The 22,460-nt window shown below is 70.7% G+C and carries 19 protein-coding genes; 8 read left to right on the top strand and 11 right to left on the bottom strand.

Annotated elements, in window-relative coordinates; genetic code table 11:
• Positions 1–20: 20 nt before the first annotated feature.
• The 4 genes from BUR99_RS12555 to BUR99_RS12540 all read right to left on the bottom strand — a co-directional run bounded on the left by BUR99_RS12555 (position 21) and on the right by BUR99_RS12540 (position 5,507).
• Positions 21–1,004, bottom strand: coding sequence for an endonuclease/exonuclease/phosphatase family protein (locus BUR99_RS12555; protein WP_074260693.1), 984 nt, complete (start codon positions 1,002–1,004; stop codon positions 21–23).
• 110 nt (positions 1,005–1,114) lie between these two features.
• Positions 1,115–3,412: a glycoside hydrolase family 3 C-terminal domain-containing protein gene (locus tag BUR99_RS12550; protein WP_074260692.1), complete on the bottom strand. Its 2,298-nt coding sequence runs from the start codon at positions 3,410–3,412 to the stop codon at positions 1,115–1,117.
• Positions 3,409–4,191, bottom strand: coding sequence for a phosphatase PAP2 family protein (locus tag BUR99_RS12545; RefSeq protein WP_074260691.1), 783 nt, complete (start codon positions 4,189–4,191; stop codon positions 3,409–3,411). Before BUR99_RS12545 ends, BUR99_RS12550 begins: the two co-directional genes overlap by 4 nt.
• Positions 4,191–5,507, bottom strand: a complete 1,317-nt coding sequence (locus BUR99_RS12540) for an MFS transporter (RefSeq protein ID WP_074260690.1) — start codon at positions 5,505–5,507, stop codon at positions 4,191–4,193. The genes BUR99_RS12545 and BUR99_RS12540 overlap by 1 nt, the downstream gene beginning before the upstream one ends.
• A gap of 88 nt (positions 5,508–5,595) precedes the next feature.
• Here BUR99_RS12540 and BUR99_RS12535 point away from each other — a divergent pair, with 88 nt between their 5' ends.
• From BUR99_RS12535 to BUR99_RS12510, 6 genes are all read left to right on the top strand, one after another.
• Positions 5,596–6,174, top strand: a complete 579-nt coding sequence (locus tag BUR99_RS12535) for a TetR/AcrR family transcriptional regulator (protein ID WP_074260689.1) — start codon at positions 5,596–5,598, stop codon at positions 6,172–6,174.
• Between the two features lie 4 nt (positions 6,175–6,178).
• Positions 6,179–7,390 carry an ROK family transcriptional regulator gene (locus BUR99_RS12530; RefSeq protein WP_074260688.1) on the top strand — a complete coding sequence of 404 codons (1,212 nt, stop codon included), beginning with the start codon at positions 6,179–6,181 and terminating at the stop codon, positions 7,388–7,390.
• Between the two features lie 159 nt (positions 7,391–7,549).
• On the top strand, positions 7,550–8,866 hold the full coding sequence (locus BUR99_RS12525; protein WP_074260687.1) for an MFS transporter: 1,317 nt from the start codon (positions 7,550–7,552) through the stop codon (positions 8,864–8,866).
• Between the two features lie 12 nt (positions 8,867–8,878).
• Positions 8,879–10,360, top strand: coding sequence for a carboxylesterase/lipase family protein (locus BUR99_RS12520; RefSeq protein ID WP_074260686.1), 1,482 nt, complete (start codon positions 8,879–8,881; stop codon positions 10,358–10,360).
• Positions 10,361–10,445: 85 nt separating this feature from the next.
• Positions 10,446–11,702 carry an ROK family protein gene (locus BUR99_RS12515; protein ID WP_074260685.1) on the top strand — a complete coding sequence of 419 codons (1,257 nt, stop codon included), beginning with the start codon at positions 10,446–10,448 and terminating at the stop codon, positions 11,700–11,702.
• A gap of 83 nt (positions 11,703–11,785) precedes the next feature.
• Entirely contained in the window at positions 11,786–12,634 is an 849-nt protein-coding gene (locus tag BUR99_RS12510; RefSeq protein WP_159440993.1) for an AraC family transcriptional regulator, read from the top strand.
• 6 nt (positions 12,635–12,640) lie between these two features.
• Here the strand turns inward: BUR99_RS12510 and BUR99_RS12505 are convergent, their stop codons facing one another.
• The 4 genes from BUR99_RS12505 to BUR99_RS12490 all read right to left on the bottom strand — a co-directional run bounded on the left by BUR99_RS12505 (position 12,641) and on the right by BUR99_RS12490 (position 17,562).
• Positions 12,641–13,744: a saccharopine dehydrogenase NADP-binding domain-containing protein gene (locus tag BUR99_RS12505; RefSeq protein ID WP_234980842.1), complete on the bottom strand. Its 1,104-nt coding sequence runs from the start codon at positions 13,742–13,744 to the stop codon at positions 12,641–12,643.
• A 113-nt stretch (positions 13,745–13,857) separates the two neighbouring features.
• Entirely contained in the window at positions 13,858–15,078 is a 1,221-nt protein-coding gene (locus tag BUR99_RS12500) for an MFS transporter (RefSeq protein WP_074260683.1), read from the bottom strand.
• A 136-nt stretch (positions 15,079–15,214) separates the two neighbouring features.
• Positions 15,215–16,021, bottom strand: a complete 807-nt coding sequence (locus tag BUR99_RS12495) for a polyprenol monophosphomannose synthase (RefSeq protein WP_084184021.1) — start codon at positions 16,019–16,021, stop codon at positions 15,215–15,217.
• Positions 16,022–16,083: 62 nt separating this feature from the next.
• Complete coding sequence (locus BUR99_RS12490) at positions 16,084–17,562, bottom strand: peptide MFS transporter (RefSeq protein WP_074260681.1); 1,479 nt, start codon at positions 17,560–17,562, stop codon at positions 16,084–16,086.
• 100 nt (positions 17,563–17,662) lie between these two features.
• On the opposite strand from BUR99_RS12490, the gene BUR99_RS12485 reads away from it, so the two are divergent.
• Together BUR99_RS12485 and BUR99_RS12480 are read left to right on the top strand one after the other, a co-directional pair.
• A complete protein-coding gene (locus BUR99_RS12485) occupies positions 17,663–18,496 on the top strand; it encodes an alpha/beta fold hydrolase (RefSeq protein ID WP_074260680.1) in 834 nt (277 codons plus the stop codon).
• 103 nt (positions 18,497–18,599) lie between these two features.
• Positions 18,600–19,340, top strand: coding sequence for a DUF4097 family beta strand repeat-containing protein (locus BUR99_RS12480; RefSeq protein WP_074260679.1), 741 nt, complete (start codon positions 18,600–18,602; stop codon positions 19,338–19,340).
• Positions 19,341–19,380: 40 nt separating this feature from the next.
• On the opposite strand, the gene BUR99_RS12475 is transcribed toward BUR99_RS12480, so the two are convergent.
• The 3 genes from BUR99_RS12475 to ddaH all read right to left on the bottom strand — a co-directional run bounded on the left by BUR99_RS12475 (position 19,381) and on the right by ddaH (position 22,074).
• Positions 19,381–19,938: a histidine phosphatase family protein gene (locus BUR99_RS12475; RefSeq protein ID WP_159440992.1), complete on the bottom strand. Its 558-nt coding sequence runs from the start codon at positions 19,936–19,938 to the stop codon at positions 19,381–19,383.
• An 82-nt stretch (positions 19,939–20,020) separates the two neighbouring features.
• On the bottom strand, positions 20,021–21,292 hold the full coding sequence (gene rocD / locus BUR99_RS12470) for an ornithine--oxo-acid transaminase (protein WP_074260677.1): 1,272 nt from the start codon (positions 21,290–21,292) through the stop codon (positions 20,021–20,023).
• Positions 21,289–22,074 carry a dimethylargininase gene (gene ddaH / locus BUR99_RS12465; RefSeq protein WP_234980864.1) on the bottom strand — a complete coding sequence of 262 codons (786 nt, stop codon included), beginning with the start codon at positions 22,072–22,074 and terminating at the stop codon, positions 21,289–21,291. The genes rocD and ddaH overlap by 4 nt, the downstream gene beginning before the upstream one ends.
• Positions 22,075–22,460: the final 386 nt, after the last annotated feature.

The raw sequence follows: 22,460 nt of genomic DNA, 5'->3' as shown, positions 1-22,460 counted from the left end.
CGCGCGGCCGGCGTGTGCCGTCACTGGAGATCCAGCGTCGCGACCACGGCGAGATGGTCGCCGCCCCCTGCCGCCACCGTCGTGTTCGACACGACCTCCATGCCGCGCTGGAACACGTGGTCGAGTCGCACCACCGGCGCCACGGCCGGCCACGTGAACCCGAACCCGCCCTCGCTCTGGTTCGCCTCCGAGAGCTGGGCGGTGACGGCGCCGAGCGCTCGGTCCGACGAGCCAGCATTGAAGTCGCCGATCGCGATCACCCGGTCGTTCTCGTCGCGGGCCAGGTGATCGGCGAGGTTCGCGAGCATGGCGTCGCGTTCGTCATGGGCGGCAGGTCGAGCGGATGCCGCGTGCACGACGTAGATGCTCACCGGCCCGCTCGGCGTCTCGAGGTCGGCGGCCAGCCCCCGCTTCCAGCCGAGCCCGAGGTCGAGCATCTGGGCGTTCTCGATCGGGAAGACGCTCCAGACGCCGACCGTGCCGACCCCGTAGCGGTAGGGGTAGATCGCGTCGAGCACCGAACCGGCCGCGTCGCGGGACTCGGCGTCCATCTCCTGCAGCGCGACCACCTCGGCGCCCGTGGCGGCCAGTGCCGCGGCGGAGTCGGCTGCCGTGCCGGAGCCGGCCTCGACGTTCTGGCTCGCCACGGTGAGGCTCGAGTCCGAGGGGGCGGCCGCCGTCCACGACAGCGGCACCATCGACGGCACGAACACGATGCCCCAGACGAGCGCCGACAGCACGGCGGTGGCGATCGCCGCCCGGCTCCTCGCGACGAACGCACCGACGAGCAGCAGCGGCACCGCGAGCCCGAGCCATGGCAGCGCCGTGTCGACCACGAGGCCGAGGCCCGCGACATCCGGCACCGTCGTGTGGAACACCAGCAGGAACACGAGCGCAGCGCCGAGCAGGGCGGTGATCCGGGCGAGCCCGACGCGTCGGCGCCGAACCGGCGGCGTCGACGAGGCGTTGGGCGCGGCGCGTTCGACTGGCACGATCACGGACATCGGCCCATTCTCGCCGCGGTGCCTGTGCGACTGCTCCATCGCGCGACCGCAGCGACGGCGAACGGCCGCCCCTCGGAAGGGACGGCCGTTCGTGAGGTGCTGCAGTCGGGCTAGCCGCGCTGCGAGTTCGACAGGTCGATCAGCTGCTGGATCTGCTCGGGCGTCACGGGAACGCCCGGGAAGCCGGCGAGCTTGCCGATCGGGAACGACGCCATCATCTTGTCGAGGCCGCCCTCGTCGAAGATGTCGGTGTCGGCCATGCCCGAGGCGAACGAACCCATCGCCTGCATGACGATCGGACCGGCGATCGGGTCGGCCGCGAGCTCGGCGATCGACGACTCGAGCGAGAGCGGGATCCGCACCTGCTCGCCCTCGACCTCGACGACGGCGCTGAGACGGATGTCGCGGCTCGACGCGCCGACCTCGACGCTGTAGGCGCCGGGCTCGACGACCCAGCGGTCGACGCGGACGTCCCAGTACGCGAGGTCTTCATCGCGGACGGCGATCTCGACCTCACGCGACTCGCCGGCCTCGAGGGCGACGTTCGCGAAGGCCTTGATCTCACGCGGTGCACGCTGCACGCCCGAGGCGGCGAGGCCCGTGTAGACCTGCACGACCTCGCGGCCGGCGCGGTCGCCGGTGTTCGTCACCGTGACGCGCACCGTGAGGCCCGAAGCATCCGCTGCCACCGACAGGTCGGAGTAGCCGAACGACGTGTACGACAGACCGTGGCCGAACGGGTAGCGCACCTCTGCGTCGCGCGCGTCGTACCAGCGGTAGCCCACGAAGAGGCCCTCGCCGTAGCGCACGTGACCGAAGTCGCCCGGGAAGTTCAGGTACGCGGGGGTGTCGGCCAGCTTCACCGGGATGGTCTCCGCGAGACGGCCCGACGGGTTGACGGCGCCGTAGAGCACGTCGGCGATGGCCGAGCCGCCGGCCTGGCCGCCGAGCCAGCCCTCGAGGATCGCGGGCACGTCATCGGCGAACGGCAGTTCGACGACGCCGCCGTTGGCGAGCACGACGACGGTGCGCGGGTTGGCCGCGACGACCGACTCGAGCAGCGCGAGCTGCTCGGCCGGCAGGTGCAGGTCCTCGCGGTCGAAGCCCTCGGACTCGTACGATCCCGGCAGGCCGAGGAACAGCACGACGACGTCCTTCGACGCGGCGAGCTCGACGGCGGGGGCCACGAGGGCGGCGCCGTCGGAACCGTCGGTCGTGAATCCGGCGGCGAAGGCCACGTTGTCCTGACCGGCGTACTCGGTGATCGCGTCGAGCGCGTTGTCGAGCTTCGTCGGGTTGATGAGCGACGAGCCGGCGCCCTGGTAGCGCGGCTTCTCGGCGAACGCACCGATGACGGCGACCGAGGCCGACGCGTCGAGCGGCAGGATCGCGTCGTCGTTCTTCAGCAGCACGGCGCCGCGACCTGCGGCCTCGCGGGCGAGTGCGTGGTGCGCGTCGACGTCGTACCCTTCGCTCCCTGAGCCTGTCGAAGGGCGCGCCCCGTCGACGGCCTTCTGCACGAGCTCGACGACGCGGCGGGCACCGACGTCGAGCGCCGACTCGTCGAGCGAGCCGTCGGCCACTGCAGCGAGGAGCTTCGCCGCCGAACGGCCGTCGGACGACGGCATCTCGAGGTCGAGACCGGCGGGCAGGCCCACGACGCGGTCGTTGACGGCTCCCCAGTCGCTGACGACGAGGCCTTCGAAGCCCCAGTCGTCGCGGAGCACCGTGTTCAGCAGCCACGGGTCCTCGCTCGTGTAGACGCCGTTCAGGCGGTTGTACGAGCACATGACGGTCCACGGCTGCGCGTCTTCGACGACGCGCTGGAAGCCGCGCAGGTAGATCTCGCGCAGCGGCCGCGGGTCGACGTCGCTCGACGACGACATGCGGTCGTGCTCCTGGTTGTTCGCCGCGAAGTGCTTGAGCGAACCGCCGACGCCCTGCGACTGCAGGCCGTTGACGAGCGCAGCGCCGAGCACGCCCGAGATGATCGGGTCCTCGGAGAGGTACTCGAAGTTGCGGCCGCAGAGCGGCGAGCGCTTGATGTTGACGCCCGGGCCGAGCAGCACGCCGACGCCTTCGGCGCGGGCCTCTTCACCGAGGGCCGTGCCGACGCGCTCGAGCAGCTCGGGGTCGAAGGTCGAGCCGAGGGCCACGGCGGGCGGGAAGCAGGTGGCCGGCACGCTGTCGCCGATGCCGAGGTGGTCGGCGCTGCCCTTCTGCAGGCGCACGCCGTGCGGGCCGTCGGTGAGCACGATCGCGGGGATGCCGGCGCGCTCGACGCCCTGCGTCGTCCAGAAGCTCGCGCCGCTCGTGAGCGATGCCTTCTCCTCGACGGTGAGGCCCGCCACGATGTCGGCGGCGGGGGCGTCGAGGCCGGTGCCGGTGGTGTTCAGGGTGTCCGTCATGATGCTCCTTCGATTGCCGGTGCTGCGATACTCCGCCGGAAGAGTGGTTTTCCGTAGTCCTTCTGCAACAGTGTCGCGAACGCCCACCAGAGGATGAGGGTCGCGGAGGCCCCGCCGATGATGCCGAACAGTGCATCCGAGAGCCAGTGCGCGTTGATGAGCGTGCGCTGCCAGATCATGCCGACCACGAGCAGTGCGCCGACGATCCACCAGACGAGTCGTTTCGCGGGCGGGAACAGCGCGGCGACCGCGATGAGCAGGATGCCGACGCTCACGGCGTGCCCCGAGGGGAACGAGCCGTGGTCGACCTCGACGAGCGGGCCGAAGAGCCCTGCGGCGACGTCATCGGCCGGTCGCGGGCGGTCGACGAGGTTCTTCGTGAGCTGCGAGACGCCGAAGCTGCCCACGATCTCGGCCGTGAGGAAGAACAGCGCCGAACGCCAGCGGCGGATCACGAACAGCCAGATCGGGATGAGCAGGAGCGTGAGCACCGCGCCGGGGATCTGGCCGAGGTGCTGGAAGAGCATGGGCAGCGCCCAGGTCTCGCCGCCGGTGCCGGGGGCGAGACCGACGAGTGCGCGCCAGGCGTCGTCGATGCCCTGCGTGAACGGGCTCGACGGGTTCGCGGCGACCGAGAAGCCGAAGAGCACGAACAGCACCATGCCGATGAGGCCGGTGACGAGCAGCCAGCGGGGGCGACGGGCAGCGGATGCCGCCGGCTCGCCTGCTGCGGGCGCGGTCGCGCCGGTCGAGGTCGAGGCTGACGTGGCATCCGACATCACTTCACCGCCTTGATCGGCCAGACGGCGAACGCGCCGAGGACCGAGAGCACGATCGCGACGGGGAAGAGCCCTTCGAAGCCGAACGCGATCACGATCGCGCCGGCGACGCCGGGCGCGAGGGTCTGCGGCAGGGTCGCCGCGATGTTCACGACGCCGAGGTCCTTCGCGAAGGACTTCGCCGACGGCAGCACCTCGCTCATGAGGGCGGTGTCGACGGCCTGGAACATGCCGAAGCCGAGGCCGGCGATGAAGGTCATGATCATCCAGGCGGTGAGGTCGGGCCAGACCCACGGCAGGAGGAAGGCCAGGCCGGTGACGGCCGACGACAGGAAGACGAAGATCTTGCGACGGCCGAGCTTGTCGGAGAGCGGCCCGGAGACGATGGTCGCGATCAGGATGCCGGCGAGGTTGATGAGTCCGAGCACGGGGATGACGTCTTGCGGGCGCTCGACACCGAAGTAGTCGGTGAGGAGGTAGAGCTGGTAGCCGGTGACGGCGAAGTAACCCGTGTAGAGCAGGAGGCGGCCGGTGAACGCCCAGAAGAAGTCGGGGTGCTTGATCGGGCTGACCCAGAAGGTGCGGAGGAAGTCGCCGAGCTTGAAGCGCTCGAGTTCGAGGTCCTTCGACGAGTAGTCGGGGTTGAAGACGATGAACAGCGAGAGCGTGACGAGCGAGATCACTGCGAACGTGATGTAGCCGGCGGCGAGGCTGTCGTAGAACATCGAGCCGACGATCTGGCCGCCGAGCGCGCCGACCATGAGTCCGATGCCCGAGAGCGTGGCGAACGTGCCGCGACGCTTGACCGGCACGCGATCGGGCATGACGGCGCTGAGCGGGCCCTGCGCGAAGTTGTAGGTGACCTGCACGAGAGTCCACGCGATGACCACGCCGACGAGACTGTCGGCGAACATCAGCCCGACGAGCGAGAGCCCGCCCGCGAGCGAACCGATGAAGATCCACGGCGCGCGGCGGCCGAACCGCGAACGCGTGCGGTCGGAGATCTGACCGGCGATCGGCTGCGCGAGCATCGAGAAGAACGCGCCGATCGTCATCACGATCGCGAGGTTCGCGACCTTGTCGGCCTCGCCGAACATCGTCTCGACCTGCCGAGGGAGCAGGATTCCCGGCACCGCTCCCCAGATGAGGAAGATGCCGAGGTTCGCGGGGATGATCCAGCCCATCAGGCGGCGCACGCCCTTGATCGGGGTGGGCGGATCCTCGTTGCCCGCGGCGTCCTCGATGAAGGCGAGGGCCTCCTCGGGTTCGTCGAGGCGTGGGTCGGCTGCAGGCTGGGGGGTCGACGCCGTTGTCATGTGCGGTCCTTTCAGAGCCTCGGCACCGAGGCGGGTGGCAAAACCATACATCGCTCGGTTTTCAATCGCAAGCGACTAGCATTCACGTATGGCACGCAGAGGTTCATATGCGAAGGGCGTCGCGAAGCGCGAGGAGATCCTCACCACGGCGCTCGACGTCATCGCGCGCAACGGCTACCGGCGCACGAGCGTGCGCGAACTCGCCGAAGCCGTGGGCCTCAGCCAGGCCGGCCTCCTCCACTACTTCTCGTCGAAGGAGGAGCTCTTCCAGGAGATCCTCCGCAAGCGCGACCAGGTCGACGCCGCCGCGTTCGACATCGAGGTCGCGCAGCCGATCGAGGTGTTCTTCGAGGTGATCCGGCACAACAGCGAGGTGCCGGGCCTCGTGCAGCTGTACGCCCAGCTCTCGACCGAGGCCGGCGACGCCGACCACCCGGCCCACGAGTTCTTCGTCGAGCGCTACGTGCAGTTCCGAGCCCTCTTCAACGGCATGCTCCGCGAGGAGCAGGCGGCCGGCCGCCTCGACCCCGACCTCGACCTCGACCGCATCGGCAACCTCTTCCTCGCGGCCGCCGACGGCATGCAGACGCAGTGGATGCTCGACCCCTCGATCGACATGTCCGAGCACATCGCCTACCTCTGGCACCTCATCACGCGCAAGGCCTGAGCGGATGCTCCGGCTGCCCCGCTCGCTCGTCTCCGGCGATGTGCGCCGGCACAATCTCGCATTGGTGCTCGAGCACCTCGTGCGCGCCGGCCCGAGCGCGCGCAGCGAGATCGCCGAGGCGACCGGGCTCACGCGCGGCGCGGTGACCGCGCTCGTCGCGGCGCTCTCCGAGGCAGGTGTGCTGCGCGAGACCGATCCGGTGGCGACCGGCACGGGCCGCCCGATGGCGAGGCTCGAGCTCGCGGCATCCGACATCGCCGTGCTCGTCGCGCAGGTCGACGCCGACACCGCCAGTGCACTGCTGACGACGCTCGCCGGTGACGAGCTGTTCCGGGCCTCCGCACGGCACGGCCGCCCGATGGGCGACCCCGACGCCGTGCTCGACGTGCTCGCCGAGGTGGTGGCCGAGGCGCTCGACGCCGCCTCCGACCTCGGTCGCCGAGTGGTCGAGATGCCGGTCGTCGTCTTCGCCCCGGTCGGCGGCGAACCGCCCGTCGTGCTGGCCGACACCGATCTCGGGTGGGGCGAGGTCGACGTGCTCGGCGGACTGCGCTCACGCCTCCCGTCCCTTCCCGGGTCGATGAACCTCGAATCCGACGCCTGGCTCGCCGCGGTGGCGGAGCGCGCGATCCTGGCGAGCACCGAGCACCTGCTCTACATCAAGAGCAACTCGGGCATCGGCGGTGCGATCCTCTCGAACGGGCGACTCGTCGGCGGCGCCCACGGGGTGGGCGGAGCGCTCGGCCACATCGTCATCGTGCCCGACGGCGAGCTCTGCGACTGCGGTCAACGCGGATGCCTCGTGACCGTCGCCGGCCCCGACGTGCTGCTCGAGCGGGCCGGCCTCGCCGATCTCGTCGCCGAGCGCGGCCTCGCCGCGGCGGTCGACGAGCTCTCGTCGCAGATCACCGCCGGAGGGACCCCTGCAGCTGCGGCCTGGGCCGACGCCCTCCCGTGGATCGCGCGCTCGCTCCAGGTGCTCTCGATGGCGACCGATCCCGAGGCCATCGTGATCGGCGGGTTCTGGGCGGAGCACACCGCATCGATCGAGCACGCGTTCCGCTCGAATCGTCCGACGCTCGCCATGTCGCGTGGGGGCGCGCCCGCGATCCCCGCCGTGGTGGCCGGGCAACTCGGGGCCGACGCGGCCCTGCTCGGAGCGGCGTGGGCCGCTCGCGACCGGCTCCTCGCCGCCCCAGACCGCCTCGGCGTCTGACCCTGCGCGCGGCCCCGGATCCCCGACGTTCGTCCGACGTTGAGTTCAACGGTTGAATTCTCAGACGAATCGGCGCATACTCATTGCCGAGCGCCATTCGGTTTTCGCGCGAGTGAGCGCGCCCAACACCCGGCAGTTCTCAACGAAGAGGAGCCATCTTTGTCCACACAGCCCCCCGCCGCAGGCGACCCCGCCATCCTCGTCGCACCCACCGGCGCGATCTCCGCCACCGGCCCCGTCCCGGGCGAGCCGCCGCAGAGCCCGCCGGCGAACCGCCGACTGCTGCCCTCGATCGCGATCACGTCGCTCGTGCTGTTCGCGACCTACTCGGGCCTCATCTCGATCCTGCTCCCGCTGCAGGTCGGCCGCATCGACCCCGAAGCCAAGGTCGCCAACCTCGCGATCGTCTCGACCGTGTCCTTCGTGTTCGTGCTCTTCGCCCAGCCCCTCGTCGGGGCGTTCAGCGACCGCACGCGTTCGAAGCTCGGCCGTCGCGCCCCCTGGATGATCATCGGAGCCGCGATCGGAGCGATCTTCCTCGCCGGCCTCGGCAGCCTCACCTCGATCGCCTGGATCTGCATCTTCTGGGTCGTCATCCAGTTCTCGCTCAACGCACTGCAGGGGCCGCTCACGGCGATCGTCCCCGACCGTTTCCCGCGCGACCGTCGCGGCATCGCCTCCTCGATGATGGGCATCGGCACGATGCTCGGCGGCGTCGTCGGCGTCATCCTCGCCGGCGTGTTCGCCGACAGTGTCGGCGTCGGCTACACGGTCTTCGGCGTCACCGTGCTCGTCGTGTCGCTGCTGTTCGTGCTCCTCAACCGCGACTTCTCGTCGAAGGACGCCGTCGTGCCGCCGTGGAGCTGGAAGGCGTTCTTCGCCGGCTTCTGGATCAACCCGCGCAAGCACCCCGACTTCGCCTGGGCGTTCACGGCACGATTCCTGTTCATCCTCGGGTACTTCGTCATCTTCGCCTTCCAGCTGTACCTGCTGACCGACTACATCGGCCTCTCCGAGAAGGAGGCCGTCGACACGACGGTGCTGCTGAGCATCGCCGGCGCCGTCACGACCCTCATCGCGATCGCGTTCAGCGGCTGGCTCAGCGACAAGCTCGGCCGTCGCAAGGTCTTCATCTACGCGGCATCCGCGATCATGGTCGTCGGCCTCGCCTTCCCCCTCATCATGCCGACCGTCACGGGCATGCTCATCATGGGGCTCATCAACGGGTTCGGCTTCGGTCTCTACATGGCCTGCGACACGGCGCTCATGACCGAGGTGCTGCCCGGAGGAGGAAGCGCCGCGGGCAAGGACCTTGGCATCCTCAACGTCGCGACCAACATCCCGCAGGCCATGAGCCCCGCCATCGCCGGTATCCTCATCGGATCGCTCGGCGGCTATCCCGCACTGTTCGTCTTCGGGATGATCTGCGTCATCCTGGCCGGCGTTGCCCTCATCCCCATCAAGAGCGTTCGTTAGGAGCACCACCCCATGACCCAGACCAGCATCGGCACCTTCGTCGAGGTCGACACCACCGCGGGCCGCGTTCGCGGTTCCTGGCGCGGCGAGCCCGGCGAGGCATCCGCTTCGGCCGCCTTCCTCGGCATTCCCTTCGCCGAGGCCCCCGTCGGTGAACTGCGCTTCGCCGCTCCGGTGCCGAAGGCGCCGTGGGAGGGCGTGCGCGACGCGCTGGAGTTCGGCGCGACGGCGCAGCGCGGCGACCCCGGCGTGACGCTCATCCCCGAACCGAGCGTGCCCGGCGAGTCGACGCTGAACGTCAACGTCTTCACTCCGGCGCCGGCGACCGACGCGGCGCTGCCGGTGCTGGTCTGGATCCACGGCGGCGGCTTCTTCGCCGGCTCGCCCGCGAGCCTCTGGTACGACGGCGGGCGCTTCAACCGCGACGGCGTCGTGACCGTGACGATCTCGTACCGCCTCGGCTTCGACGGCTTCGGATGGATCTCCGACGCCCCGTCGAACCGCGGCGTGCGCGACTGGCTCCTCGCCCTCGAGTGGGTGCAGGAGAACATCGCGTCGTTCGGCGGCGACCCGTCGCGCGTGACCATCGCCGGCCAGTCGGCCGGCGGCGGCGCCGTGCTCACGCTGCTCGGCATGGAGTCGGCGCAGCACCTCTTCCAGGGCGTCTACGCGATCTCGGGCGCCCTCGCCGACGTCACGCCCGCGCGCGGCGAGAAGTTCGGCCGCGAGCTCGCGGCGGCGGCGGGCGTCGAGCCCACGGTCGCCGGGTTCTCGAGCCTCAGCGAGGACCGCATCCTCGAGCTGCAGAAGAAGGCGACCGAGCTCGGCCCCGACTCGCTCGAGAGCATGATCAAGGAGGGCCTGGCCCTCGGTCCCTCCATCGACGGCGAGCTGCTGACCCGCTCGACGAAGGAGTCGCTCGCGGCCGGAGTCGGCGCCGACAAGCCGCTCGTCATCGGCGCGACCGACGACGAGTTCACCATGGCCTTCGCCGAGGCCGAGAAGAAGCTCCGCTGGATCCCGAAGGGGATGATGCTGAAGAAGCTCGGCATGCCGAAGCCCGAGCTGAAGCCCTACCTCGCGGCCAACGCCGAGGTCGCCCGCAAGGGCACCGCGTTCATCGCGGGCCGGTTCCTCACCGACCGCATGTTCCGCACCGCCCTGATCAAGATCGTCGCCCTGCGCGGCGATGCGCCCACCTGGGTGTACCGGTTCTCGTGGCCGTCGGGCACGTTCGGCTTCGCCGAGCACTGCATCGACGTGCCGTTCTTCTTCGACTGCCTCGACTCGATCAAGATCACCGAGCTCGCCGGGCCGAACCCGCCGCAGCAGCTCGCCGACGAGGTGCACGGCGGCGCCGTCTCGTTCATCACGACGGGCGAGCCCGGCTGGCCGCGGTACACCGCGGCCGCCCGTGAGACGAAGGTCTACGACACGCCCTCGACCGTCGTGGCCGACGGCTACGCGAGCGTGCGACCGATCCTCGACATCTAGTTCGACCACTGCAGCGGGGCCTTCGGGTCGTGTCCCCCGATTGGGGTACGTGACCCGGAGGCCCCGTTGCACGCATGCTTCTCACATGACTACGGCCGGCGAGACCTCAGTTCCCACCACCACCGGCCCGCTCGACGAGGTGCATCGCGAGCAGTCCGCGCGCCTCGTCGACCACCTGGTCGACCACGGGCCGGCGACCCGGAGCGAGCTCGCCGCCGCGACCGGCCTCGGCCGCGGCGCGATCGCGGGCCTCACCGCCCGGCTGCTCGACGCCGGCGTGCTGCGTCCAGAGGCTGCGGATGCCTCGGGCGACCACCGCACCGCGCCGTTGACGCTCGCCGCGGCCGACCACGTGCTCGTCACCGCCCACCTCGGGCCCGACGACGCGGTCGCCACCATCGCCTCACTCAGTGGCGATGAACTTGCCAGGTTCACCGCGCCGCTCCGCCCCGATGCCTCCCCGGCCGCCGAGCCGAGCGCCGACCTCAGCCCGCTCGAGCTGCTCGCGGTCGTGCTGGGACGGGCCATCGCACGGGCCGAGCGCGCCGAGCGGGCGATCGCCGACGTCACCGTGCTCGTCGACGGGGCCGTCGCCGGAACCCCTTCGGTCGTGCTCACCGACGATCGGCTCGGTGTCGAGCCGATCGACCTGCTCGGCGAACTCCGTGCGCGCACGCCCGGCCTGACCGACGTCGAAGCCGAACTCCCGATGCCGATGGCGCTCGTGCCCGCGGCGACGGCCGCGGCATCCGTCGAACTGGGCGGAACCGCCGCCCGCGACCTCCTCTACATCTCCGGCGACACGGGCATCGCCGCCGCCGCAGTCATCGAAGGGCGGCCGATGCGCGGCGCCCACGGCCTCGCGGCGACCTTCGCGCACCTGCCGATCGTGTCGGGCGGCGTCCGTTGCAACTGCGGGCAGCGCGGATGCCTCGCCACCGTCGCCTCCCCCGAGATCGTGCTCGAGCGGGCCGGTCTCGCCGAGTTCGCGGCCGTGCACGGCCGTCTCGCGGCCCTCGACGAACTCGTCGTGCGGGTCGACGCGGCCGACGATCGCGCCCGCTGGTCGTGGCTCGATGCGGCACTGTGGATCGGGCGTTCGCTGCAGGTGGTGGCGCCCACACTCGACCCGGCGACCATCGTCGTCGGCGGCTACTGGGCGGCGCTGATCGGCGACATCGAGACCGCGTTCCGCGACAACCGGCCGACCGTCGGCGGCGGGGCCCTCGAGTCGATCCCGACGATCGTGGCGTCGCAGCAGGGCGGTGAAGCGGCCGTCGCCGGCGCCCGGCGTCAGGCACGCGAGCGCCTGGTCTCCGAGCCGTTGCTGCTCGCCGGCTGACAAGCGCGCCGACATCCGGGAATGATCGGCGCCTCGAGGCGATTGCACCTCACATGCGCATGATCACGTCGTCGCCACCGGCCATGGTCCGGGTCGACGACGACGCCACGATCGGGCGGTTCCTCGAACACCTCAGGTGGTCGGTGGTCGAGACCTCTCGACACGATCTCGCCGTGGGCGCGACCCGGTACGACCGGCAGGACGCGACCCGGCTCCACGTCGTGCTCTCCGGGACCATCGAACTCGAGCTGGGAGACGACCTGGTCGACCTCGACCGCGGGGACGTCGCGCTCCTGCCGCAGGGCGGAGCGACACGACTGACCGCCTCCGCCGGCGCACGCCTGCTCAGCGCGACGATCGCGCTGGTGGAGCCGCATCCGACGATGACTCGAGCGATGCCGCCAGTGCTGGCCGCCCGTGGGTTCGGTCGAAGCGAGCCCGGGTTCTCGAGCCTGCTCGACACGATGCACCGCGAGGCATCCGACGCCCGGCCGGGCTCGGGCACCGTGCTGGCCGGGCTCACCGACGTGGTCATCTCGGCGGCGGTGCGCTTCTGGCTCGAACACGGCTGCGGCACGGCGCGTGCGTGGCTTGCCGCGGCGCAGGATCCGAACGTCGGCGATGCCCTCGCGGCGATCCACGAGAGCCCCGGGTCGCCGTGGACGGTCACGGCCCTCGCCCGCATCGCGCGCGCGTCCCGCTCGCAGTTCTCCGAGCAATTCCGCGAGACGGTCGGCGACACCCCTGCGAAGTACGTCACCCGGGTCCGGATGGCGCAGGCCGAGCGGATGCTCCGCAACGGCGACGCGGTGGCGGGCATCGCATATCGACTCGGCTATGACAGCGAGGACGGGTTCAGCCGTGCGTTCCGCCGCCACAACGGCGTCGCACCGAGCCTGTGGCGACGGAGTGTCCTGCAGCCCGTCGCCTGACCCGCACTACGAACGGTCCGATCGAGGCGGTTCGGCGAGCCGGCGGGACTCGATCGTCCAGCTCAGCTCCCCGTGCAGCGCGTCGAGGAAGCTCGCCGGATCGAACATCGCACCGGCGGACGCGACCCCGGTCGTCCGCGTTCGCCCCGAGAGGATGCGGTCGACCGCTTCGGCTGCGAGCGGACCCGTGATCGCGTAGATGTCCTGCCCGGAAGCAGATGCGCGTCGCTGCTCGGCACCCCTCCGAACCACGACATCGACGACGAAGGTCTGCTCGGATCGGCCGTCGTCATCGACGGGAACCGGTGCGGGAGTGGCCGCCGATGAGAGTTCTGCGACGGCTTCGACGGTCATGTAGCAGTCGACGTCGCGGACCCGCAGGTGCTTGGGGATCGTGACGATGTCGGCCATCGAGAACTTGCTTCGAACCGGCCTGACGCCGAGGGGCTCGGGAAAGGGCCACGTCGTATCCTGGGACTCGTCCTCGCCGTACTGCAGCCTGCCGTCGCGGAAGGTGACGTGTCGGCCGTCGCGTCGTTCGCGCGAGACAGTGCCGGCGGCGCGAGTCCCGGGAGTGGGATGCCAGCTGCTGAGCCCGTACGCGACGTGCACCGCGTCCGCGTCCGCCCAGTCGCCCATCGCGGCGGTCGCGAGCAGGTCTCCCAGGCCGCCGAAGAACGCCATCGCCGGGACGACGATCTCCCCTTCGTCACCGGCGCGCTCGCGGATGCGAGTGAAGGTGTCCTCGTTCGCCTCGATCTCGGCGGCGACGTCGACGTAGGGAATCCGCCGGCGGTGCGCCGCATCCAGCAACGGCCCCGTCGTGTGGGCGAACGGGCCCGCGCAGTTGACGACGGCCGCGACGTCCCGCATCGCCTCGTCGATCGCCTCGGCGTCGGTGACGTCCGCGCGGCGAGCATCCAACCCGAGTTCTGCGGCCATCACCTCCAAGGCCGACCCGTTCCGGCCGGAGAGCACCGGGAGGAGTCCGCGCCGGAGCAGCTCGGTGACCACGAAGCGGCCCGTGTGGCCGTAGGCCCCGTACACGAGCACCTTCGCGGGCGCGGAGACCGCATCGGATGCTGAACGTGTCACTGCGTCGGATTGCACGGGCATTCTCCTCGGGTTCACGGCCGACCGCCGCGGCCCGTCTTGCGAAGCTAGCAGCATCCGCTCGACTCGTGGATGCTCCGTGACAGCTGCGGCGTCCGCGCGGGCTCCCGTCACCGGCGCCGCGCCGTGGCGAGCACCATGCCACCGAGCATCGCGGAGATCCCGCCGCCGAGGAAGGCGACCTGCACGCCGACCGAATCCACGAGCAGGCCGCCGACGGCCGCACCGATCGTGATCGCGGTCTGGAAGGCGGCCACGATGAGTCCGCCCGCGCTCTCGAGCCGATCGGGGGCGACGCGCGCCATCCACGTCTGGATCATCGTCGGAACGGCACCGAACCCGGCACCCCACACGCTCACCACGGCGACCGCGACGACCGGGTTCGCGCCCCACAGCGCGTACAGCACCATCGAGGCGCCGATGGCGGTCGGTGCCGCGACGAGCAGCACGCCCAGGCGCCGATCGGCCAGCGGGCCTGCCGCCAGGTTTCCTGCGAACGAGGCGAGCCCGAAGACCGCCAGCAGCAGCGCGAGCGTCGACGGGGTGACCTCGCCGATCGACTCGAAGGCGGGGCGCAGGTAGGTGAAGCCGGCGAAATGGCCGCCCGCGATGAGCACGACCGAGAGGATCCCGAGCGCGACGACCGGCCGCGCGGCCGTCCGCACGAGGGTACCGAAGCCGGGCGCCCCGGTCGGCGGCACCGACGGCAGCGTCGCCATCTGCACCGTGAGGGCGATGACGCCCACCGCGGCAGCGCCGAGGAACACCGTGCGCCAGCCGAGGAGGTCACCGAGGACGGCGCCCGCCGGCACCGCGGCGATGGTCGCGAGCGACAACCCCGTGTTCACGATCGTCATCGCGCGGCCCAGCCGATCGGCCGGCACGAGCTGCGAGGTCACGGCGAGTGACATGGCCCAGAATCCCGAGATCGCGAGGCCCAGCAGGAGTCGTGAGGCCAACATGAGCCCGAACACCGGAGCGATGGCGACGAGCACGTTCGAGATGACGGCGAGCGTGGTGAGGCCCACCATGACCGTGCGGCGGTCGACCCGCGGCAGCGCCGACACCACGAGGGGGCCGCCGACGATGCCGATGATGCTCGTGGCGGTCACGAGCTGTCCGGCGACCCCCTCGGTGACGCCGAGGTCGGCTGCGATCGGCGAGAGCAGGCTCGCCGGCAGGAACTCGCTCGCCACGAGCGTGAAGATGCCGAGGCCGAGGGAGACGACGCCGGCCCATGCGGCCTTGCGGGGGCCCGGGGCATCCGCGGCCGGTGCCGCGTCGACGGGCGAGTGCGAGATGGCGCTGGTGCTCGCGGTGTTCGTGGACATGTCGCTCCTTCAGGTGGATCTCCACCCTCTCGGAACGACCGCGCCGACGCCCGACCGTTCGTCGTCGGTACCCGACGGATCGTCCGGTTGAGGCGTCCCAACGCGGCGGTGAAGCGGCCGTCGCCGGCGCCCGGCGTCAGGCGCGCGAGCGCCTGGTCTCCGAGCCGTTGCTGCTCGCCGGCTGAGGCAGCCCACGGCCGAACCTGCTGCGCAGGCCCCAGCCGGTCACCCGGATCATCGCCTCGATCACGATGCCGGCACTCATCTTCGAGCGCCCGCGCTCGCGCTCCACGAAGGTGACGGGCACCTCCACCACGACGAGTCCGGCCTCACGCGCGTGCCAGAGCATGTCCACCTGGAACCCGTAGCCGCGGGTGTGCACGTCGTCGAGGCGGATGCGTCGCAGGGCATCCGCCCGGAACGCCCGGTAGCCGGCGGTCGCGTCCCGCGTCGGCAGGCGCAGCACCCAGCGCGCGTAGGCGCTGCCGCCGCGCGAGAGCCACTGGCGGCGGCGCGGCCAGTTCTCGATCGAGCCGCCGTCGATCCAGCGCGAGCCGATGACGAGGTCGACCGGGCGGCCGGCGTCGCCCGCATCGGCGTCGGCAGCGTCACCCGCCAACGCGTCGAGCAACCGCCCGAGCTGCTCCGGCTGGTGCGATCCGTCGGCGTCCATCTGCACGATCGGGTCGAACCCCTCGGCGAGCGCCCAGGCGAACGCGTCGAGGTACGCGGCCCCGAGGCCGTTCTTCTCGGTGCGGTGCAGCACCCGCACCGAGGCATCCGTCGCCGCCATCTCGTCGGCGAGCACGCCGGTGCCGTCGGGCGAGGAGTCGTCGACGACGAGCACGCTTGCCGCGGGCACGGCGGTGCGCACACGGGAGACGATCGCAGCGATGTTCTCGCGCTCGTTGTAGGTGGGTATCACCACCAGGGCTCGGGTCATCATTCGAATCGTAGTCGCCCGCGGCTCGCGCTCGTGTCAGCGGCCGACAGTGGCGCGGGTGCTCAGCGCACGCCGGCCATGAGCTTCAGCACGCCGCGGCTGCCCACCGCGAGCGCGATGCCGAGCACGATCGCGATGCCGCCGAGCACGCCGAAGTAGACCACCTCGTTGTCGGCCGAGTAGAACGTCGCGAGCTGGCCCGAGATGGCCGTGCCGAGCGAGACCGACAGGAAGAACAGGGCCACCATCTGCGTGTGGAACACCTTCGGTGCGAGCTTCGTCGTCACCGAGAGCCCGACCGGCGAGAGCAGCAGCTCGGCCACGGTGAAGATGAACAGGATGCCGATGATCGCGAGCAGCGGCGTCGAGTTCGGCGCACCGCCGGCGAACGGGATGAAGAGCAGGAACGCGACACCCATGATCGCCGTGCCGAGCGCGAACTTGATCGGCGTCGAGGGCTGGCGGTCGCCGAGTTTGGTCCAGATCGCCGCGAAGACGCCCGACAGGATGATGATGAAGATCGGGTTGATCGACTGCACCCACGAGACGGGCATCTCCCAGCCGAAGAGATCGCGGTTCAGCTGCTTGTCGGAGTAGATCGTGAGCACCGTGAACTGCTGCTGGTACAGCGACCAGAAGGCGACGCTCGCCACGAACAGCGGGATGAAGCCGAACACGCGGCTGCGCTCGACGGTCGTGATGCGCTTGCTCGAGAGGATCACCGCGAAGTACGACACGGCGGCCACGATCACGGAGGCGATGACCCACGTGACGAGGTTCGTCGCGGTGATGAGGCCGGTCATGACGAGCACGACGACGGCCGCCACGGCCGCCACGGCGATGCCGATCACGAGGCCGAGGCGGTCGCGGGGCAGCGGGTTCGGCACGACGGATGCCTCGGCCGGAAGGCGCTTGCGCCCGAACGAGTACTGGGTGAGACCGATCGCCATGCCCACCGCGGCGAGCGCGAAGCCCCAGTGGAAGCCGAGCGTCGACGCCAGCAGGCCGGTGAGGATCGGGCCGAAGAAGGCGCCGAGGTTGATGCCGAGGTAGAAGATCGAGAAGCCCGCGTCACGGCGCGGGTCGTGCTCGGAGTAGAGCGTGCCGACGACGCTCGTCGCGTTCGCCTTGAGCCCGCCCGAGCCGAAGGCCACGAGGACCAGGCCGACCCCGACGCCGAAGAACCCGGGAAGCAGCGCGAGCGCGATGTGGCCGGCCATGATGACGATGGCGCTGAAGAAGAGCACCTTCTCGCTGCCGAGCACGCGGTCGGCGAGCCAGGCTCCGAGGATCGTCGAGAGGTAGACCCCGCCGCCGTAGGCGCCGACGATGCCGGCGGCTGCGGTCTCCTCCATGCCGAGGCCGCCCTCGGCCACCGAGTAGTACAGGTAGATCAGCAGGATCCCCTGCATGCCGTAGAAGCTGAACCGCTCCCACATCTCGACGCCGAAGATGTTGGCGAGCGACCGCGGCTGACCGAAGAACCCTCGGTCGCGCTTGATTTCGCTCGGCTCCGAGACCGGCTCGGTGACACTGCCCATGGAGGTTAACCCTAGCGGAACCGCTTGCAGCGCCCGATCGGCGGTGGTGGACTGAGCAAGCGGGCGCACCGCGACATCCGCCAGCCGAATCGGAGGCAACATGCCGTTCATCACCGTCGGAACCGAGAACTCGGCACCCGTCGAGCTCCACTACGAGGATCATGGCGCGGGCCAGCCGGTCGTGCTGATCCACGGCTATCCGCTCGACGGCGACTCGTGGGAGAAGCAGTCGCGCGTGATCCTCGACGCGGGCCACCGCGTCATCACCTACGACCGCCGCGGCTTCGGCCGCTCGAGCAGGCCGACGACGGGGTACGACTACGACACCTTCGCCGCCGACCTGAACGCCGTGCTCGAGACCCTCGACCTGCGCGATGTCGTGCTCGTCGGGTTCTCGATGGGCACCGGCGAGCTGGGCCGCTACCTCGGCACGTACGGCAGCGGGCGCATCGCGAAGGCCGCGTTCCTCGCCTCGCTCGAGCCCTTCCTGCTGCAGACCGACGACAACCCGACCGGCGTGCCGCGCGAGGTGTTCGACGGCATCGAGCAGGCGGCCACGGGCGACCGCTACCAGTGGTTCGACGACTTCTTCCAGAACTTCTACAACCTCGACGAGACGCTCGGCTCGCGTATCAGCGAGGCCGCGGTCCGCGGCAGCTGGAACGTCGCGGCGGGCGCCTCGTGGTTCGCCTCATCGGCCGTGGTCGAGACGTGGCTCACCGATTTCCGTGCCGACATCGAGAAGATCGACGTGCCGGCGCTCATCGTCCACGGCACCGCCGATCGGATCCTGCCGATCGATGCGACGGCACGCGAGTTCACCAAGCGCCTCCCGGGCGCCGACTACGTCGAGATCGAGGGCGCGCCGCACGGCCTGCTCTGGACCCACGGCGCAGAGGTCAACGCGGCGCTGCTCGCCTTCCTCGCGAAGTAGGGCCGCGGGCCCGGTGCCGAACCGGGGGCATGCCCCCGTGCGGGCGCGGCACCGACCTCGTTAGGGTCGCAGACGGGGCGCGAGAAACGCCCGAGGGGGAATCATGACTCGCACAGCACGCACGATCGCGATCGGCGCCGTCACTGCGGCGGCGGCATTGCTCCTGAGCGGATGCGGCCTGCTCACGCCGCCCGAGCGGTTCAGCGACGATGCCACCCTCGACGACCAGGTGCACACGATCGAGATCGACCAGCCCGCGGGCAGCGTCACCGTGCGCGGCGACGACGACGCCACGGAGGTCGAGGTCTCGCGCACGGTCTCGTACCACGGGGACCGCGAGGTCGGGTCGACGTTCGAGGTCGACGGCGGCGTGCTCGTGCTCAGCGGCTGCGGCCACAATTGCACGGTCGACTACTCGATCGCACTGCCGACCGGCGTCGACGTGCGCGGGGCCACCTCGAACGGCGCGATCGAGCTCACGAAGGTGGGCGAGGTCGACGTCTCGACGAACAACGGCGGCATCGAACTCGACGACGTGGCCGGCGCGGTCGAGGTCGAGACGAGCAACGGGCGCATCGAGGGTCTGGGCCTCGCCGGCACCGGCGTGCGGGCGTCGACCTCGAACGGCGCGATCGAGCTGCGGCTCGACGCTCCTCAGGACGTCGACGCGCGCACCTCCAACGGCGCGATCGACCTGGCCGTGCCGACCGGCGGCGCGGGCTACCGCGTCACGACCGACACGTCGAACGGCTCGGTCGACGTCGACATCGACGAGGACTCCGACGGCGAGTTCACGCTCGACCTCGCCACCTCGAACGGGGCGATCCGCGTCACCGGTCGTTGAGCCATCGCGAACGGAGTCCGGCACGAGCGAACCGCACGCGTCAGCTCGATCCGGCGATCAACTCGGGCACGAGCTCGATGCGGCCGTCGAGCACCTCGATCTCGCTGATGGATCCGTTGGCCACAGGGCCCGGGCGCTGATCCCGAGTTCGAGCGGCGTGGGCGGTGATCGCGTTGATCAGGGCGCCGTGGCTCACGACGACCACGTTCCCGGGATCGTGGAGGCGCCCGATGCGCTCCAGCGCAGCAGCGGCACGCTCGATCAGGCGCGCGTGCGGCTCGATGCCGGGAATCGCCCCGCCGGGAAAGGCCTCCGCCAGCTCCGCCCAGGGCGTGCCCTCCGCCGCGCCGAGCTCCTGTTCGACGAGGTCCGCCTCGAACTCGACGCTCGCGAGGCCGAGCTCGGCGGCGATGATGCGCGCCGTCTCGGCGGCTCGGGACAACGGGCTGCTCACGACGGCCGAGTACCGGAGGCCGACGAGCCGCCCCGCCGCCTCCGACGCCTGCTCCCGCCCGACGTCGTTGAGCGGGATGTCCTGTCGGCCCTGGATGAGGCCCTGCGCATTCCAGTCCGTCTGGCCATGGCGAACGAGTCGCAAGCGGGTGATGAGCGCACCTCCGGAGCCGGTCGATCGATGTCGAGACCACACTCCCACCGCACGGGCCGGACGGTGAAATCGTTCACGACCGTGCTGCGAACTCCTCGAGCACCTCGGCGAGCTGGTCGACCGCCCAGTCGAGGTCGTCCCGCTCGACGACGATCGGCGGTGCCAGGCGGATCGTCGAGCCGTGCGTGTCCTTCGCGAGCACCCCGCGGCGCATGAGCGCCTCGCAGGCCTCGCGACCGGTCGCGAGCGCGGGGTCGATGTCGATGCCGGCCCAGAGGCCGGCTCCCCGCACCTCCACGACGCCGCGGCCGACGAGCGAGCGCAGACGCGACTGCAGGTGCTCGCCGAGCTCGCGCGCACGCTCCTGCGGCTGACCGCTCGCGAGCATGCGCACGACTTCGAGACCCACGGATGCCGCGAGCGGATTGCCCCCGAAGGTCGATCCATGCTCGCCGGGGCGGAGCACCCCGAGCACCTCGCGGTCGCCGACGACCGCCGAGACCGGCACGATGCCGCCGCCGAGCGCCTTGCCGAGCAGGTAGAGGTCGGGTACGACGCCGACGAGGTCGCACGCGAACGTGGCCCCCACCCGGCCGAGCCCCGACTGGATCTCGTCGGCGACGAGCAGCACGCGGCGCTCGGTGCAGAGCGCCCGCAGGGCCGGCAGGAAGTCGGCCGGCGGCACGACGATGCCGGCCTCCCCCTGGATCGGCTCGACGAGCACCGCGACGGTGTTCTCGTCGATCGCGGCGGCGACCGCATCGGCGTCGCCGTACGGCACGGTGCGGAAGCCCGGCGTGTACGGCCCGAAGTCGTCACGGGCATCGGGGTCGTCGCTGAACGAGATGATCGTGGTCGTGCGGCCATGGAAGTTTCCGGCCATCACGACGATGTTCGCGGAATCGGCCGCGACGCCCTTCACCCGGTACCCCCAGGCGCGCGCCACCTTGATTGCCGACTCGACGGCCTCGGCGCCCGTGTTCATGGGCAGCACCACGTCTTTGCCGCAGAGCGCGGCGAGTTCGGTGACGAACGAGCCGAGCCGGTCGTTGTGGAACGCGCGGCTCGTGAGCGTGATGCGGCCGAGCTGCTCGCGGGCGGCCTCGACGAGACGCGGGTTGCCGTGGCCGAAGTTCACGGCCGAGTAGGCGGCGAGGCAGTCGAGGTAGCGCCGCCCCTCGACATCCGTCACCCAGGCGCCCTCGCCCGAGGCGACGACGACCGGCAGCGGGTGGTAGTTGTGGGCGGCGTGCTCGTCTTCGAGGGCGATCGCCGCAACGGTCGCCTCGCCTGTGCCCTGAGCTTGACCTGTGCCCTGAGCTTGTCGAAGGGTCGAGGTGTTCATCGGCGCAGCTCCAGGGTGCAGCACTTGACGCCGCCCCCGCCGAGCAGCAGCTCGGAGAGGTCGACGCCGATCGGGTGGTATCCGTGTTCACGGAGTTGTCGTTCGAAGTCGGTCGCCCGCGAAGCGATGACCACGTTGAAGCCGTCACTGAACGAGTTGAGGCCGAGCACCGCGGCATCCGTCTCGTTCACGATGATCGCGTCGGGGAAGCGCACCTGCAGCAGGGCGACGGATGCCTCGTCGAACGCGCTCGGCAGGTAGGCGATGTGCTCCTGGCCGGGGGTCGGGTCGAGCACGGCGACCGCGGTGTCGAGGTGGTAGAAGCTCGGGTTCACGAGGCGCAGCGTCACGACCTCGCGGCCGAAGACGGCGGCAAGCTCCTCGTGCGAGCGCGAGTCGCTGCGGAACCCGGTGCCCGCGAGGATCGCGTCGCCGACGAGCAGGAAGTCGCCCTCGCCCTCGTTGATCTCCACCGGCTCGCGCACGTCGAACCCCGCTTCGCGGAACCACTCCATGTAGGCCGGGCCCTCGGGCTGGCGTTCGGGGTAGGTGAACTTCGCGCCGTACGCGATGCCGTCGATCACGAAGCCGCCGTTCGCGGCGTAGACCATGTCGGGCAGGCCCGAGATGGGGTCGATGAGGTGCACGTCGTAGCCGAGGCCGATGAACGTGTCGTGCAGCACCTGCCACTGCGCGAGCGCGAGGCCCGTGTCGGTCGGATCGGCCGGATTCATCCAGGGGTTGATGCGGTAGACGACCGTGAAGTGCTCGGGGCGACACATGAGCACGGTGCGAGCGGTGGGCCGGCGCTCCGGGCGCACGACGGCCTGTTCGGCGGGGCGCTCGGAGGGCTGGCCGCCGGTTGCGATCATCGTCGACATCTCGCTCCTTCGAAGAGGAGAGCGGATGCCGCTTGGGGGCCTGCGGCATCCGCTCTCAGTGCATCGCCGGCGCACCGACCCGCTGTTCGCGAGTCCGACGGCGGCGTTCGGGTTCGCCGCCGTCGGGTCGCCTGCTTCAAGTGTGCGGGCAATCGCGGCGCGGTTGGCGGCGTGCTGCGCAATTATCGTGCGGGTTCGACACTGCCGCGCGGTATCTGTGCGTGAACGAGCGAGAGGACGGCGCGTCTGACGCGTGTCCGCGTTCGGTTGCCGACGGCGCGCCCCTG

Origin of the sequence: Agromyces cerinus subsp. cerinus, assembly GCF_900142065.1 — a bacterium.
In the GTDB taxonomy this organism is placed as follows: Bacteria; Actinomycetota; Actinomycetes; order Actinomycetales; family Microbacteriaceae; genus Agromyces; species Agromyces cerinus.
This window is presented reverse-complemented; position numbering and strand designations above follow the sequence as displayed.